This window comes from Micromonospora sp. DT53, assembly GCF_049841535.1.
GTDB lineage: Bacteria > Actinomycetota > Actinomycetes > Mycobacteriales > Micromonosporaceae > Micromonospora.
This window is the reverse complement of sequence record NZ_JBNCKM010000002.1, coordinates 825,390-839,799: the sequence shown is the minus strand read 5'-3', so window position 1 is coordinate 839,799 and position 14,410 is coordinate 825,390. Positions and strand designations below refer to the sequence as shown.

Genomic DNA, 14,410 nt, shown 5'->3' with positions numbered 1-14,410 from the left:
CAGGCAACCCCCGGCCGTCCCGCCGCCGTTTGACCGGTGAGACGAGGGGGTGGCCGGAATGCCGGTCGATGTCGAGAGTTATCGCGACTACGTCGGTGCGCGGCTGGAGCCGTTGCGCCGCACGGCGTACCTGCTCTGCGGTGACTGGCACACGGCCGACGATCTGGTGTCGGCGGCGCTTGTCAAGTTGCTCCGGCACTGGTCGCGGGTGTCCGTCATGGACAACCCGGACGCGTACGCCAGGCGGATCCTGCTGCGGGTCTGGCTGGACGAGCGGCGTCGGCCCTGGCGGCGGGAGGCCGCCTGGGCCGAGGTGCCGGATCGCGCGGTCTCGGCCACCGGCACCGACGGCGCGGCTGACCGGCTGACCCTTCTCGCGCTGCTGGCCGAGCTGCCGCCGCGCCGCCGCGCGGTCCTCGTGCTGCGCTACTTCTGTGACCTGTCCGTCGAGGAGACCGCGCGGGAGCTCGGCTGCACTCCAGGCACCGTCAAGAGCCAGTCGGCGCGTGGCATCGAGGCGATGAGGGCTCGCCTCGCCCCGATGTCCTGTCGAGTCGAGGAGGTACGCAACGATGGATGAGTTCTACGACCAACTGCGTGCGGCGGTTGCCCAGGCGCCGCCGACCCGGATCGACGTTAACGAACTGATCATGGCCGACCGGCGCCGCCGCCAGCACCGGGCGTGGGCGTTGACCGGCTCCGGGGTGGCGGTGGCGGTGATCGCACTGACGTCGACCCTGGTCACCGGGCCGTACCGGGACGCGCGGGAGCCGACGGCGAACACCGGCCCGTCGCTCTGCGCCCCGCTGAACGCGTCTCCCAGCGGGTCCGCGTCACCGTTCGAGCGGTACGGCACGGCGCCTCCGTTCCCCACGGAGCAGCCGGCTACAGCGGCGGTCCGGCTGACAGTGGCGCTGCGCAGCGCCCTGAGTGTCAACCTGCCTCGGGAGCTGACTGTCGATTCGGGGGTGCCCGGGTGTCCGCTGCGGCAACTGTCGTACGAGCGCACCATGAGTGGGTACGTCTACAGCACGACGATCCAGCTGTCCCGGGGTGGTGATCACGCCGATCTGCTCATCAGGATTTATCCGACCCTCGGGGCGGTTCTTGGATGTCGGGCCGGCCCGTCGGACAACGACTGCTCGGTCGATCATTTTCCGGACGGCAGCGAGTCGGTGTCGGGTACCGGTGGCGGCCCGGCGGGTACCAGCTCGCGCGCGGCGACGGTGCTGCGTCCCGACCGAACCACGGTGGTGGTCAAGCTGGATCAACCTGGCGCGTCCGTCGACGAGCTGTTGCTGACCGAGGACCAGTTGGTGACCATTGGCCGGTGGCCGGGCTTCAACCTGTACCCGTGAGCGACCGTCAGCCGTAGTAGCGGCGCAGTTCCCGGGTGAGCACCTTGCCGGTGGCGTTGCGGGGCAGGTACTTCACGAGGATCACGTCCCGGGGGACGCTGAACCGGGCCAGGAAGTGCCGGACGTACTCGCGTACCGCCTCGGGGTCGAGCGTCTCGCCGGGGTGCAGGGCGAGGAACGCGGACAGCCGCTGGCCGTACTCCGGGTCGGGCACGCCGATCACGGCCGCCTCGCGGACCTGCGGCAGTTGCGCGAGGAGGTCCTCCACCTCGGACGGGAAGACGTTCTCGCCGCCGGAGACGATCATGTCGTCGGCTCGGCCGTCGACGAAGAGCAGCCCGTCGGCGTTGAGCCGGCCGAGGTCGCCGGTGTCGAGCAGCCCGTCGCGGGTTTCCCGGCTGGCACCGGAGGTGTAGCCCTCGAAGAGCATCTCGTTGCCGACGAAGATCCGCCCGACCCGTCCGTCCGGCACGGGCTGGCCGTCGTCGTCGAGCATCTCCAGGCGGGTGCCGTGTGGTGGACGACCGGCGGTGGTGGGTGCCTGACGTAGGTCCTGCGGGCCGGCGATGGAGGCCCAGGAGACCTCGGTGGATCCGTAGAGGTTGTAGAGGACGTCTCCGTAGATGTCCATGAATTTCGGGGCCAGCCCGCCGGGCAGGGCGGAGCCGCTGACCGCGACGACAGTGAGCGAGGGGCGCGGGTCCGGCGGCGGCACCTCCAGCAGCCGCTGCACCATCACCGGTACGGCGAACAGCGCGTCGCACCGGTGCGCGGTCAGGGCGGCGAGGGTGGCGGCCGGGTCGAAGCGGCGGTGCAACACGATTGTGGCCCGTAGGGCCAGGCAGACCTGGAGGGCGGCGAATCCCCAGGTGTGGAAGATCGGTGCGGCGATCATCACCCGGTCCCGGGCGTGCAGGGGGATGCGGTCGATGATGGACACCAGTGGGCCGAAGCCGCTGGGGGTGGGCCGGCGAGCGCCCTTGGGCGTACCTGTGGTGCCGGAGGTGAGCACGATGATCCGGCCGTCGCGCTCGGGTGGGTGCAGGTCGCCCGGCAGTGCCCCGGCCACCAACTCCTCGCGGGCGCGTTCGTCGAGCCGGGACAGTTCGGCGGGGAGGCCGAGGACCCGATCGGCGAACTCGTCGTCGTGTACGAGGAGTCGCAGCCGCTGCTCCTCGGCGACGGTGCCCAGTTGGGCGGCGCTGAGCCCGGTGTTGACCAGCACCGCGTCGACGCCGAGCAGGGTGGCGGCGACGATCGTCTCGATCAGCCCGTGGTGGTTGCGGCAGAGCACGCCGATCCGGTCGCCGGCCTGTACGCCGAGCCCGGCCCGCATCGAGCGGGCCATCCGTTCGGCCCGGTCGAGCAGGTCGTGGTAGGTCAGCTCGATGCCGTTCTCGTCGATGACGGCTGGGCGGCCGGGGTCCCGGGCGGCTGCCTGGCGTAGCTCGCCTGCCAGGCTCCACCCCCACGTCCGCAGCGCGTTGAGCTGCGAGGCGACCCGCATCGGGCTGCCGGGGGTGAGCAGCCCGCGACGGGTCAGCGTGGCAACGATGAACGGCAGGTCCATGCCGCAGACCTCCTCGGGGTGGTGCGCGGACGGGGCAGCGGTCTGCCCGTCCATCAGGCCTTCTTTCCTTGATCATGCACTGGGCGCGGCTGAAGGCCCAGTTGGCGTCGGCGTGGGGTGACGAAGACGGCACAGATCGTGGAATCCGGGCCGCCGTCGGCCCGACCCGTGGAGGAGGGGCCGGGCCGACGGCGGTCAGCGGATCTGCATCCCGGAGATCGCCCGGGAGATGACAAGTCGTTGGATCTCCGAGGTGCCCTCGAAGATGGTGTAGATCTTGGCGTCCCGGTACCAGCGTTCGACCGGGTGGTCGCGCAGGAAGCCGGCCCCGCCGAGCAGCTGCACCGCCTTCTCGGTGACCGACACGGCCACCTCGCCGGCCTTGAGCTTGGACATCGACCCCTCGCCGGCGGTGAACGGGCGGTTGTTGCGGCCCATCCACGACGCACGCCAGACGAGCAACCGCGCCGCGTCGATCTCCATCCGCATGTCGGCCAGCGCGAACGCGACGGCCTGGTTCTGGATGATCGGGCGTCCGAACTGGACCCGGTCCTTCGCGTAGTCGAGCGCGTACTCGTAGGCGGCCCGGGCCACGCCGAGCGCCTGGGCGCCGACAGTGGGTCGGGTCAGCTCGAAGGTGCGCATCGCGGCCTGTCCGGTGGCCCGCTGACCGGAGCGGGCCCGGTCGAGGCGTTCCAGCAGGGCGTCCCGTCCGCCGAGCAGGCAGCGGCCGGGTACGCGAACCTCGTCGAGGAACACGTCGGCGGTGTGCGACGCACGGAGGCCGAGTTTGCGCAGCTTGCGGGTGGCGGCCAGGCCGGGGGTGCCCGGCGGTACGACGAACGCCGCCTGGCCGCGGGAGCCGAGCGCGGGGTCGACGGAGGCGGTGACGACGTGCACTCCGGCGATTCCGCCGTTCGTGGCGTACGCCTTCTGGCCGGTGAGCACCCATTCGTCGGTGGCCTCGTCGTAGACGGCCCGGGTGCGCATCGCGCCGACGTCGGAGCCGGCTTCCGGCTCGCTGGTGCAGAAGGCGGCGACGGCCGGCGAGTCGACGTGGCCGAAGCACTGCGGCACCCACTCGACCATCTGGTCGGGGGTGCCGGCGCCGTAGATGGCGGCGACGGCGAGCGAGGTGCCGAAGATGCTCATGCCGATGCCGGCGTCACCCCAGAAGAGTTCCTCGCTGGCGATGGGCAGGGAGAGCCCGGTCGGGTCGGCCCAGCAGGTGGCGAGGAACTCGAAGCCGTAGAGGCCGACCTTGGCGGCTTCCTGGATCACCGGCCACGGGGTGTCCTCGCGCTCGTCCCACTCGGCGGCGGCCGGGCGCACGACCTCGGCGGCGAAGCCGTGCACCCAGTCGCGTAGATCCCGCTGTTCCTCGTTCAGGTCGAGCGAGAACTCAGCCATGTCAGGCCTTGGGGATGTCGAACAGGTTGGCGATGTTGGCGGCGAGGCCGAGGTCGCCCTTCGCCTTCAACTTGCCGGTCATGAACATCATCACCGGGTTGGCGCCACCGGAGACGATCTTCAGGAACTCGACAGGGCCCATGGTGAGGCTCAGCTTCGGGTCGTGCTGCGGGGTCTCGTTCACGACGCAGGTGCCGTCGGCGATGACCACCTCGTAGGTGTCGCTGCCGCCGTCGGGGCGACCGGTGATGATCCAGTGGATGACCGCGTTCGTGGAACCGGCCCGGTCCGCGCGGAACAGCGACGGCATCCGGCCGAACACCTCACCCAGGACCTTGCCGCGCAGGTCGCCGGACATCACCTGGGCGATCTTGTCGTCCGGGGTGGACTTGACCAGCTGGGCGAACTCCTTGGGGCCCACGTTGGCGAAGGTGGCCGGGTCGAAGTCAGTCATCAGGTGCGCCTTCCGGAAGATTTGGCTACTCGTGCGTAACCCTACGCACGAGTAGGTATGCTCGCAAGGTGTCCAGCGTCCCCGCCTTCAAGCGCCTGCCGCGCGCCGTCCGCGAGCAGCAGATGCTCGACGCGGCCGTCAAGGTCTTCTCCCGCCGCGGCTTCCACGCCGCCAGCATGGACGAGATCGCCGAGGACGCCGGCATCTCCAAACCCATGGTGTACGCGTACCTCGGCACCAAGGAGGAACTCTTCGTCGCCTGCCTGCATCGGGAGGGCACCCGGATGATGCAGGCCATCGCCGGGGCGGCGGCCCCCGACCTGCCGGCCGACGAGCGGCTCTGGCGTGGGCTGAGGGCGTTCTTCGGCTTCGTGGGCGCCCACCGGGACGGCTGGGCGGTGCTCTACCGGCAGGCCCGGGGCGAGCAGCCGTTCGCCGGCGAGCTGGCCACCATGCGCGCTCGGCTGGTCGAGGTGGTCGCCGGGATGCTCGACCACGCGCTGCGTGCCGAGGGCCGCGAGATCGCCGCCATCGACCTGGAGGTCGTCGCGTACGCCCTGGTCGGCGCGACCGAGTCGCTGGCCGACTGGCTCGCGGACCACCCGGAGGCCGATCCGGAGAAGACGGCCACCCGGATGATGAACGTGGCCTGGCTCGGTGCCGCCCAACTCCTGCACGGCATCACCTGGCGTCCACCTGGCGACTGACGGCCCCGGCGGAGACAGCGTCGCTGCCCGGCTCGGCGGACCGGCGACGGTTGCGGAGCCAACGGACCAGCTCGACGACCACCGTCACGGTCAGGGCGAGGCCCAGACCCAGCAGGAGACCGCGCAGCGGGTCCTGCTCGAAGGCCAGCCCGCCGACGTAGCCGACAAGCGCCGAGTAGAGCCCCCACGAGCTGGCGGCCAGCGCGTCGAAGGCCAGGAACCGTCGCCGGGGATAGCGCACCGCGCCCATGGTGAGGGTGACCGCGGTCCGGCCGCCCGGGATGTAGCGGGCCACGGTGAGGATCAGACCGCCCCGGGTGGCGATGCCCCGGCGAGCCCGGTCGATGGCGGCTCGGCGTCGACCGTCGGGCGGCAGCCGGTCGAGCAGCCGTGTGCCCATACCCCGCCCGATGGCGTACGAGATGTGGTCGCCGACCAGCGCCCCCGCGGCGGCCACCAGGATCACCGCCGGCAGGTACGGCGCTCCGGAGGCCGCGAACACCCCCGCGGTGATCACCGCGGTCTCGCTCGGCACCACCGGGAAGAAGCCGTCGAGTACCGCGATCGTGAAGATCGCCAGGTACACCCAGGGCGAGGACATCGTGTCGTGCAACAGGTCGAGCAGATCCATGAATTCGATGCTGGTCGGGCCGGCGACGCTCGACATCGGCCAGTGGTCAGGTGGCCGCCACTACTTAGGTAGCGGCCGTCCCCGAGGGCGGGTAGGGGTCTTCCCCCACCGAGCCCCGGTCCGGCGGCGCACGGCCGCCCGTTCCGGGTGGGAAGCCCTACGCTCGTTGCGTGGCCTCCAGCGCCGTCGCCCTCCGGCGGGTCGTCCAGCGGTACGGCCCGATGCTGCTCGCCGTCGTCGTGGCCACGGCCGTCTGGGCCAGCGCGACAGGTGACCTCGGGGTCCGCTCGCCGCTGCCCGGCCCGGTCGTGCTGCTGATCGCGCTGGGCTCGGCGTGGGCCGCCGGCACGGTTCGCACCCGTCGCTGGCCGTTGTTCCTGGCCGCGGCGGTCGGCTGGTTGGTGCTCGCCGCGGCGGCCGCCGGGGTGCTGGCCTCGTACCAGGCGGGCCTGCGGCTGCGCGGTCGCCAGCTCGCCGGCTACCTCGGCGGGGCGGCGTTGGTGCTGGGCGGCGGGGTGGTGGTCGGGCTGGCGGTGGGTGGCGTACGCCGGATCACCACCGCCGCCACCGGCAACGTGCTGCTGCTCGCCGCCTGCCTGGTCGGGCTGCCGTTGCTCTTCGGCCTCTGGGTGCGCGCCCGTCAGGACACGCTCGCCGCTCTGCGGGACCGGGCCGAGCGGCTGGAACGCGAACAGGAGGCCCGCGCCGACCAGGTCCGCGCGGAGGAACGGACCCGGATCGCCCGGGAGATGCACGACGTGGTGGCGCACCGGGTCTCGCTGATGGTGGTGCATGCCGGGGCGCTGGAGGTGACCGCCGTGGCCCCGGCGACCGTGGAGGCCGCCGCGCTGATCCGGACGACCGGCCGGCAGGCGCTCACCGACCTGCGTGAGGTGCTGGGTGTACTGCGCCAGGCCGGCCCGGCCGGGACACCGGAGCGAGGGCTCGACATGTTGGACGAGTTGATCGGGGAGTCCCGTGCCGCCGGGCTGCGGGTGTCCCGCCACGACGAGGGTGTGCCGACGGCACTGCCCGCGACGCTGGGGCGTACCGCGTACCGGGTGGTCCGTGAGGCGCTGACAAACGTGCGCAAGCACGCGGCCGACGCCGAGACGACAGTCTGCCTGCGCTACCTGCCGGACGGTCTGGAGGTGCTGGTCCGCAACGGCCCGTCCGAGGGCGGGTCGACGCTGCCCGGTGCCGGGCAGGGGCTGCTCGGGCTGCGTGAGCGGGTGGAGTTGCTCGGCGGCCGGTTGGAGGCGACTCCGGTGGACGGCGGCTTCCTGGTCCGGGCCCTGATCCCGCTGGCGGGTGCGGCGTGATCCGGGTGGTGGTGGTCGACGACGAGCAGCTGGTCCGGGCCGGGTTGCGCCTGATCCTCGAGGCGGCAGAGGACATCACCGTCGTCGGTGAGGCGGCGAACGGCGTCGGCGCGCTGGAGCAGGCCCAGCGGTTACGCCCCGACGTGGTGTTGCTCGACGTGCGGATGCCTGGCGTCGACGGGCTGACCATCGCGCCCGAGGTCGTCGCCGCCGGCCCGAAGGTGATCATGTTGACCACCTTCGACCTCGACGAGTACGTGCACCGGGCGCTGCGGGCCGGCGCGGTCGGCTTCCTGCTCAAGGACACCCCGCCCCGCGAGTTGGCCGCCGCCGTTCGTACGGTGGCCGCCGGAAACGCGATGCTCGCCCCGACGGTGACCCGGCGCCTGATCAGCTCGTTCGCCGAGCGTGGTCCGGCCCGCCGGGACGCGGCCCGTGCGCGGCTCGCGCCGCTGACCGAGCGGGAGCTGGCGATCGTCCGGGAGGTGGCGGGCGGGCACGGCAACGCGGAGATCGCCCGGCGGCTGGCGATGAGCGAGGCCACCGTCAAGGCACACGTCAGCCGGGCGCTGGCGAAACTCCACGCGGGCAACCGGGTGCAGTTGGCCATCCTGGTGTACGACGCCGACCTGCTGTGACGGCTGTCAGGTCGATCCGCCCGGTCGGTCGCGGGCGGCGGCGCGGCGGTGCACCAGGCGGCGCAGCCAGCGGACGCCCTCGATGCCCAGCGTGACGAGCACCGAGAGGCCGAGCCCGGCGAGGACGCCCTTGACGGGGTGGCGCTCGAAGGCCAGCCCACCGAAGTAGCCGAGCAGTCCGCAGTACAGGGCCCAGGTGACTGCCGCGATCGCGTCGTAGAACAGGAACGGCCGGCGGGGATACCGCACCGCGCCCATGGTGAGGGTGACAGCGGTCCGGCCGCCCGGCAGATAGCGGGAGGTGGTCAGGATCAGCCCGCCACGCTCGTCCAGGGCACGGCGGGCCCACTCGGAGCTGGCCCGCCGTCGGCTGCCGTCGGGAAATCCGGCGAGCCGGTTCGCGCCGCCACCGCGCCCGATGGCGTACGAGACGTGGTCGCCGGCGCAGGCGCCCACAGCGGCGGCGACGATCACCGCCGCCAGATTGGGATTTCCGCTGGTGGAGAGCACGGCGGCGGTGATGACGGCCGCCTCGCCGGGTACGGCCGGAAAGAACGCGTCGACCGCCGTGAGCCCGAAGATCAGCAGGTACACCCACGGTGAGGTGACCAGCTGTCGGAGCAGGTCGAGCGCGGAATCCATGCTTCCATGCTCGGCGGCTTGACGACTGTCGGTGGCGCTTCGCCGACATTGCGCCGACCGGTCGGCCAGGCGCCGCCTCTGGTGGTCAGCGCCTGTGAGGTCGCCGTCGTCGTGGTGATCCGGCGGGTGTTTCGGGGAGCATCGCGTTGCTCATCGTTTCTCGCCAATAGCCGCAGGGTAGTTGGCGCCGTTGAAGGTGACTCGGAGCGCGTACACCGAGGTGCCGGCGGTGATGAACAGGTGGTTGCGTTTCGGGCCACCGAACGTGAGGTTGGCGACCGGTTCGGGCAGCAGCAGCTTGCCGATGAGGGTGCCGTCGGGGTCGAAGCAGTGCACACCGTCCCAGGCCGCGGCCCACACTCGCCCGGCGCTGTCGAGGCGGATGCCGTCGAAACGGCCGAAGTCGCACTCAGCGAAGATCCTCCCGTTGTCGAGGGTGCCGTCGGCCAGGACGTCGAAGACGCGGATGTGACTGGGGTTCTGCCGGGTGTCCACGATGTAAAGCTGCTGCTCGTCGGCGGAGAACGCCAGGCCGTTGGGGCGGCAGAAGTCGGTCGCCACGATGCGCAGATCGCCAGTGGCGGGGTCGAGGCGAAACACGTAACAGGCGTCGCCGAACTCGCTGTCACCCTTGTTGCCCTCGTAGTCACCCTGGATGCCGTAGGTCGGGTCGGTGAACCAGATCGTCCCATCGGCGCGGACGACCACGTCGTTGGGACTGTTGAGCCGTTTGCCATCGAAGCGGTCGGCGAGCACGGTGATGGTGCCGTCGTGCTCGGTACGGGTGACCCGCCGGTTGCCCTGCTCGCACGTGACCAGTCGGCCCTGGCGGTCCACCGTGTTGCCATTGGCGTAGCCCGAGCCGTGGCGGTAGACGCCGACGGCGCCGGTGGTCTCGTCCCAGCGCAGCAGCCTGTCGTTGGGGATGTCGCTCCACACCAGGTAGCGGCCAGCCGGGAAATACGCCGGCCCTTCGGTCTTACGTGCGCCGGTGTGCAGTCGTTCGACCACGAAGTCCCCGTCGCAGGTGCGAAACCGTTCGTCCAGCAGGTGGAACTCGGCGGGAACAGTGTCGATCATCGCGTGCCTCCCGATCGGATCAACGTTCGGCAGAGAGAGGGGTTCGCCGAACCTGGTATGGTCAACACGCTAATAGTTAAATCACGTTCAAGGATGCGCGAGTGGTGGACGACATAGACCGGGCGTTGTTGACGCACCTGCAACACGACGCCACCCAGTCCTACGCGACGCTGGGCAAGGCGGTGGGCCTGTCCGCCGGCTCGGCCCATGACCGGGTGCGCAAGCTGCGCGAACGCCGTGTGATCCGCCGGACCACCGTCGAGGTCGATCCGGCCGCCGTGGACCGAGGCGTCTCGGCCTTCGTGATGGTCAACGCCAACTCGTGGATGGGGGACGCCCCTACCCGCGACATGCTCGCGGCCATACCTGAGATCCAGGAAGCGCACGTCATCGCTGGCGCGGCAGCACTGCTGGTGAAGATCCGTACCGCGACCACCGAAGACCTGCAGGCGGCGCTGCGCCGCATCTTCGGCATTGACGGGGTGACCGGCACCCAGGCCATCGTCGTGCTGGAGACGTTCTTCGAACGCCCGGTGAGCGTGCTCGACCAGGGCAGCGAACCGCGTCAGCCGGATGTCGACGCGCCACCACGGTAGGACGCCACGAGTCAGGCCGAGCGCGCCAGAGCCGGTGGGGCGAGCAGCGGACCGCACGGGGTCTTGTCGTCGGCGGTGGGGCCGTGCGAGGTCAGCACCACGGGTGTGCCCAGCTCCGCGCGTACCGCCTCGGCCCAGTCCGTCGGCGGTTCGTCGTCGTACACCGGGCGGGAGCGCAGCAGGCGGGCGGTGAGCGCGGCCTGCCGGTCCAGGTCCCCGGGCGGGCCCGGGGTGAGCCGGTCGGTGGTGTCGTAGCGGCGGCAGATCCGCAGGTCGGGGCCGGCCAGGTCGAGGTGGGTCAGGGCCAGGCCGTCGACGCCGCCGGCCGCGGCGAGGGCGTACCGGTGGGCCACCGCGTCGAAGTGGCCGAAGCGGAACCGGCCCTGCCACGGGTTCGTCGGGTTGTGCGGGTCGGCCAGCGGCAGGCCCGGGTCCTCGGTCACCAACGGGCCGGGTCCGTGCCGGGTGGTGACCAGCCGGAGCACCCCGATCCGGGTGACGTCGCCGGACCGGCCCGCCTCGGCGAGCAGGCCGTCGACGTTGGCGAAGGTGGTGGTGCTCCAGGTGGTGTACGGGTGGAAGCCGTGCCACTCGTCGAGCAGCACCCCCTGCGCGCCCTCGAAGACGCAGGTCCCGGTGCGCAGCGCCCGGGCGAGCCAACTGCCGTCGACGATGGCGACCCGCCCGGCGAACCCGGTGAACGCGGGCAGGCAGTCCTCGATCGGTGGCGCGTCCAGCGGGCCGAGCTCGGCGGTCAGCCGGTCCCGCAGGGTGGTCAGCCTCCGGCGCAGCAACGCCGGCCGGTGGCAGTCGGCGACCCGGGGCGCGTCGTCGGGGTGGGCGAGACCGTACGCGACGGCCTCGCCCACCCCCAGCCCGCAGGAGCCGTGCCGGTCGGCTCCCCGGGCGATCTCGCGGGCCCGGTTCGCGGCCCGGTGGTACGGGGTGGCGAGCAGCGCGTCCCCGTCGACGGTCAGCCGGTCGAGCGCGTCGGGCACCCCGACCGTGGCGAGGTGGTCGGCCTCGGCGGCCAGCGCCAACGGGTCCACCACCACGTGCCGGGACAGGTGCGTACCGACACCGGGATGGAACGTGCCGGCGCCGAACTGCGCGAAGGTGTGGTGCCGCCCGTCGCGCAGCACGACGTTGTGCGCCGCCTGCGCGCCCCCGTTGAAGCGGACCACCGTGTGCACGGGACGGGTGGCGCAGAGCCAGTCCACCACAGTGCCCTTGCCGGCGTCGCCGTAGCCGAGGTCGACCACCGCCACGTGGTTCACAGCCGGGTCACCCCACCGACGGTGTCGGTGAAGGCGGGCAGCGTCGACACCTCGGCCCGCCGTTCCCGGCCGAGGCGGGCCAGCGCCTTCGACACCGTCCCGGTGGCGCCGGAGCCGGCGCGGTCCAGGTCGCGCAGGCCCTCGTCCAGGTCGATGGCCTGTTCGCCGAGGCCGATGGTGAGCGCGATGGTCTCGCAGACCGCGTCGAGGTCGTCGAGCACGACCGTGTTCTGCCCGAGCAGGTCCCGCCAGAAGTCGAGCACCTTCGCGTTGCCGGCGTAGTGGCTGCCGGCGGGGAGCAGGTAGTAGGTGTCCCAGCGGCTGGTCACCTCGTCGACGACCTGCCGCAGCGGCACGTCCTCGGCGAGGCCGTCCCCGATCAGGCCGGCCACCTCCCGGGCCTTCACCCGCTGGTACGCCAGCTCGTCGCCGATGATGAACAGGTAGCCGCGCCGGCCGCGCTTCTCCCAGTTGTCGGTGACTGTGTGCCGGGCCATGAAGTACATGGCCAGCTCGTACGACTCGCTCATCTGCCCGCCGCCACCACCCTCCAGCACGATCCGGCCGAGGTCGTCGTCCATCCGGTTGTCCGACTCGAACTGACCCACCTGCAACGGCACCCGGTCGCAGGTGGCGTCGCCGATGGCGCCGAACATGATCTGCGGGTCGCTGGCGTAGCCCTGCCGTTGCAGCAGCCCGAGCAGTTGCGGCAGCTTGGTCTGCAGGACCCGCGGCACCGTACGCATCGAGCCGGTCACGTCGAAGAGCACCGCGACGGGCGTCGACCGGGGGTGCTCGTCGGAGTCGCGGCTCTCCCGGGTCGCGTCCCTGGGGTCGAGCGCGGGGTGCACGGTGCGCGCACCGCTGTCGCTGTAGGAGAAGGCGCTCCTGCCGGTGGACCGGCGGTAGCGGTCGGCGGCGTCGTACACGTCGGTGGACCAGATTCCACTGCCCATGACAGCTCTCCTTAGGGGGTGAGGGTGAAGGGTCGGAAGGTGCGTGGCCCGTAGAGGCGGTCCAGCACCTGGTCGAGTTCGCGCAGTAGGCGCCAGGCGTCGTCGGGCCGGGCGTCCAGGGGCCGTTGCCGGCAGCCCAGCGCGAAGGCGTGCAGCTCGCGGGGCGCGCGCGGCCCCATCAGCCAGCTCATGCAGTGGCTGGCCATCGCGATGTCGGTGCCCGGCCCGCAGGGCTGCTTGGTCAACACTTCCGGCGGGTACCAGTCCTGATGGCCGGGCACGACCGCCGGGATCGTGCTCCCCACGGCCGCGGAGAAACACCAGTCGATCAGCACCACACCGTGGGCGTCCGGCTCGATCAGCACGTGCCCGGGCAGGACCGCGCCGTGCACCACGCCCGCCCGGTGGGCCAGGCCGAGCACCACAAGCAGCCGCCGCCACATCCAGGCCACATCCCGGGCGTCCAGCCCGTCGGGGTACGCACGCCGTACCTCGTCGAGGTCGTGCAGGCCGGGCGCGGTGGCGAGCACGTTGATCCGCCGTTCCGCGCCGGTCGTGGTGTCGCGGTGCCGGAGTTCGTCGACGAGCCGGGGCACGTACGGCAGGTAACGCGGGTCGCCGCGTTCGGCGATGGTGCGCAGGGCGTGCGCCTCGCGGGCCATCAGGTCGTTGTCGGTGGACCGTCGGGGGAGCTTGAGCAGCCGGTCGTCGCCGACGTCGTAGAGGTCCGCCAGGTCACCCGAGTGGGTCGGCGCGCCGAGCCGGTAGTCGCCGAGGACGGTGCTCTGCCGTGCCTGCCACCGGGTGGTGACGCGGATGAACGCGTCGAGGGCTTCGGCGCGTACCGCCGGGTCGGTCGGCAGGCGGTCGGGGTGCAGGGCCGCGACCAGCTCGCGGTAGCGGCGGGCCGGTTGGTCGGCGCCGAACAGGTCGGCGTCGGTGCGGGCGGCCGCGACCAGGCGGATGGCCTCCGCGGCCCTCACCGCACCGTCTCCTCGCGGGCGGGGCGCAGCAGCGCCGGGTGCAGCAGCCGGGCGTCGCCGGCCCGGTAGAGCCGGGCGCGCGGGCCGCCTCGGGCACCACCGCGCTCGGTGCTGGCGCCCGTGCTCTCCACGAAGCCCGGCACGGAGAGCACCTTGCGGTGGAAGTTGCCGGCGTGCAGCGGATGCCCCCAGACCGTCTCGTAGACGGCGCGCAGCTCGCCGATGGTGAACTCGGCGGCGAGGAAGCGGGTGGCGAGTGGGGTGTACTCCAGCTTGGACCGGGCGCGCTCCAGCGCGTCGTCGATGATCCGGCCGTGGTCGAAGGCGAGCTGTCGGCTGGTCAACGCGGTCACCGGCAGCCAGATCGCCTCGTCGGCGTCGCTGCCGGCGGCCGGATCCGGCAGGTCGGGGGCGAACGCGAGGTGGGCGATCGAGACGACGCGCATGCGCGGGTCACGGTCGGGAGCGCCGTAGCTGGCCAACTGCTCCAGGTGTACGCGCCGCAGCGTCTCGCCGCCGAGCCCGGTCTCCTCGGCCAGCTCCCGTCGGGCGCCTGCGGTCAGGTCCTCGTCGGGGCGGACGAAGCCCCCGGGCAGCGCCCAGTGCCCGGCGAAGGGCGCCTCGCCGCGCCGGATCAGCAGCAGGTGCAGCGCGCCGTCGCGGATGGTCAGCGCCACCACGTCGACGGTCACGGCGACCGACGGGTAGGCCCGGGGGTCGTACGCGGCCAGGAACTCCTGCTCGTTCATCACGTCTCTCTCACTCTGAGAACATCTCGCTCTGAGA

General features: G+C 71.9%; 16 protein-coding genes. 6 read left to right on the top strand and 10 right to left on the bottom strand.

Annotated features, from left to right (window positions below; all coding sequences use genetic code 11):
• The first annotated feature begins 58 nt into the window (after window positions 1–58).
• Both ACLQ3B_RS09730 and ACLQ3B_RS09725 read left to right on the top strand, forming a co-directional pair.
• The gene (locus tag ACLQ3B_RS09730; RefSeq protein ID WP_425779297.1) at window positions 59–580 is read left to right on the top strand and encodes a SigE family RNA polymerase sigma factor; all 522 of its coding nucleotides are present in this window, start codon (window positions 59–61) and stop codon (window positions 578–580) included.
• Window positions 573–1,358, top strand: a complete 786-nt coding sequence (locus ACLQ3B_RS09725; RefSeq protein ID WP_425779295.1) for a hypothetical protein — start codon at window positions 573–575, stop codon at window positions 1,356–1,358. The genes ACLQ3B_RS09730 and ACLQ3B_RS09725 overlap by 8 nt, the downstream gene beginning before the upstream one ends.
• Window positions 1,359–1,365: 7 nt before the next feature.
• Here the strand turns inward: ACLQ3B_RS09725 and ACLQ3B_RS09720 are convergent, their stop codons facing one another.
• The 3 genes from ACLQ3B_RS09720 to ACLQ3B_RS09710 all read right to left on the bottom strand — a co-directional run bounded on the left by ACLQ3B_RS09720 (window position 1,366) and on the right by ACLQ3B_RS09710 (window position 4,792).
• Window positions 1,366–2,928, bottom strand: coding sequence for an AMP-binding protein (locus tag ACLQ3B_RS09720; protein WP_425779873.1), 1,563 nt, complete (start codon window positions 2,926–2,928; stop codon window positions 1,366–1,368).
• Between the two features lie 195 nt (window positions 2,929–3,123).
• Entirely contained in the window at window positions 3,124–4,338 is a 1,215-nt protein-coding gene (locus ACLQ3B_RS09715; RefSeq protein WP_425779293.1) for an acyl-CoA dehydrogenase family protein, read from the bottom strand.
• 1 nt (window position 4,339) lies between these two features.
• On the bottom strand, window positions 4,340–4,792 hold the full coding sequence (locus ACLQ3B_RS09710; RefSeq protein WP_124815440.1) for an SCP2 sterol-binding domain-containing protein: 453 nt from the start codon (window positions 4,790–4,792) through the stop codon (window positions 4,340–4,342).
• 68 nt (window positions 4,793–4,860) lie between these two features.
• On the opposite strand from ACLQ3B_RS09710, the gene ACLQ3B_RS09705 reads away from it, so the two are divergent.
• The gene (locus tag ACLQ3B_RS09705) at window positions 4,861–5,499 is read left to right on the top strand and encodes a TetR/AcrR family transcriptional regulator (RefSeq protein WP_425779291.1); all 639 of its coding nucleotides are present in this window, start codon (window positions 4,861–4,863) and stop codon (window positions 5,497–5,499) included.
• Here the strand turns inward: ACLQ3B_RS09705 and ACLQ3B_RS09700 are convergent.
• Window positions 5,474–6,166 carry a DedA family protein gene (locus tag ACLQ3B_RS09700; RefSeq protein ID WP_425779289.1) on the bottom strand — a complete coding sequence of 231 codons (693 nt, stop codon included), beginning with the start codon at window positions 6,164–6,166 and terminating at the stop codon, window positions 5,474–5,476. The genes ACLQ3B_RS09705 and ACLQ3B_RS09700 overlap by 26 nt on opposite strands.
• A 134-nt stretch (window positions 6,167–6,300) precedes the next feature.
• Between ACLQ3B_RS09700 and ACLQ3B_RS09695 the strand changes: the two genes are divergently transcribed.
• The gene (locus ACLQ3B_RS09695) at window positions 6,301–7,452 is read left to right on the top strand and encodes a sensor histidine kinase (RefSeq protein ID WP_425779287.1); all 1,152 of its coding nucleotides are present in this window, start codon (window positions 6,301–6,303) and stop codon (window positions 7,450–7,452) included.
• Window positions 7,449–8,090: a response regulator gene (locus tag ACLQ3B_RS09690; protein ID WP_425779285.1), complete on the top strand. Its 642-nt coding sequence runs from the start codon at window positions 7,449–7,451 to the stop codon at window positions 8,088–8,090. The genes ACLQ3B_RS09695 and ACLQ3B_RS09690 overlap by 4 nt, the downstream gene beginning before the upstream one ends.
• 6 nt (window positions 8,091–8,096) lie before the next feature.
• Here the strand turns inward: ACLQ3B_RS09690 and ACLQ3B_RS09685 are convergent, their stop codons facing one another.
• Both ACLQ3B_RS09685 and ACLQ3B_RS09680 read right to left on the bottom strand, forming a co-directional pair.
• Entirely contained in the window at window positions 8,097–8,732 is a 636-nt protein-coding gene (locus ACLQ3B_RS09685; protein WP_425779283.1) for a DedA family protein, read from the bottom strand.
• Window positions 8,733–8,882: 150 nt separating this feature from the next.
• On the bottom strand, window positions 8,883–9,812 hold the full coding sequence (locus ACLQ3B_RS09680) for an SMP-30/gluconolactonase/LRE family protein (protein WP_425779281.1): 930 nt from the start codon (window positions 9,810–9,812) through the stop codon (window positions 8,883–8,885).
• A gap of 101 nt (window positions 9,813–9,913) precedes the next feature.
• On the opposite strand from ACLQ3B_RS09680, the gene ACLQ3B_RS09675 reads away from it, so the two are divergent.
• Window positions 9,914–10,408 carry an Lrp/AsnC family transcriptional regulator gene (locus ACLQ3B_RS09675; RefSeq protein WP_425779279.1) on the top strand — a complete coding sequence of 165 codons (495 nt, stop codon included), beginning with the start codon at window positions 9,914–9,916 and terminating at the stop codon, window positions 10,406–10,408.
• Window positions 10,409–10,419: 11 nt separating this feature from the next.
• Here ACLQ3B_RS09675 and ACLQ3B_RS09670 read toward each other — a convergent pair whose 3' ends face one another.
• Genes ACLQ3B_RS09670 through ACLQ3B_RS09655 form a run of 4 tightly spaced genes read right to left on the bottom strand, consistent with a single transcriptional unit; the run spans window position 10,420 to window position 14,373 of the window.
• Window positions 10,420–11,685, bottom strand: a complete 1,266-nt coding sequence (locus ACLQ3B_RS09670) for an adenylosuccinate synthetase (RefSeq protein WP_425779277.1) — start codon at window positions 11,683–11,685, stop codon at window positions 10,420–10,422.
• Window positions 11,682–12,641 (bottom strand): hypothetical protein, encoded by a 960-nt coding sequence (locus ACLQ3B_RS09665; RefSeq protein ID WP_425779275.1) that lies wholly within the window; start codon window positions 12,639–12,641, stop codon window positions 11,682–11,684. Before ACLQ3B_RS09665 ends, ACLQ3B_RS09670 begins: the two co-directional genes overlap by 4 nt.
• An 11-nt stretch (window positions 12,642–12,652) precedes the next feature.
• On the bottom strand, window positions 12,653–13,624 hold the full coding sequence (locus tag ACLQ3B_RS09660) for a serine/threonine protein kinase (RefSeq protein WP_425779273.1): 972 nt from the start codon (window positions 13,622–13,624) through the stop codon (window positions 12,653–12,655).
• The gene (locus ACLQ3B_RS09655; protein WP_425779271.1) at window positions 13,621–14,373 is read right to left on the bottom strand and encodes an NUDIX hydrolase; all 753 of its coding nucleotides are present in this window, start codon (window positions 14,371–14,373) and stop codon (window positions 13,621–13,623) included. The genes ACLQ3B_RS09660 and ACLQ3B_RS09655 overlap by 4 nt, the downstream gene beginning before the upstream one ends.
• Window positions 14,374–14,410 lie beyond the last annotated feature (37 nt).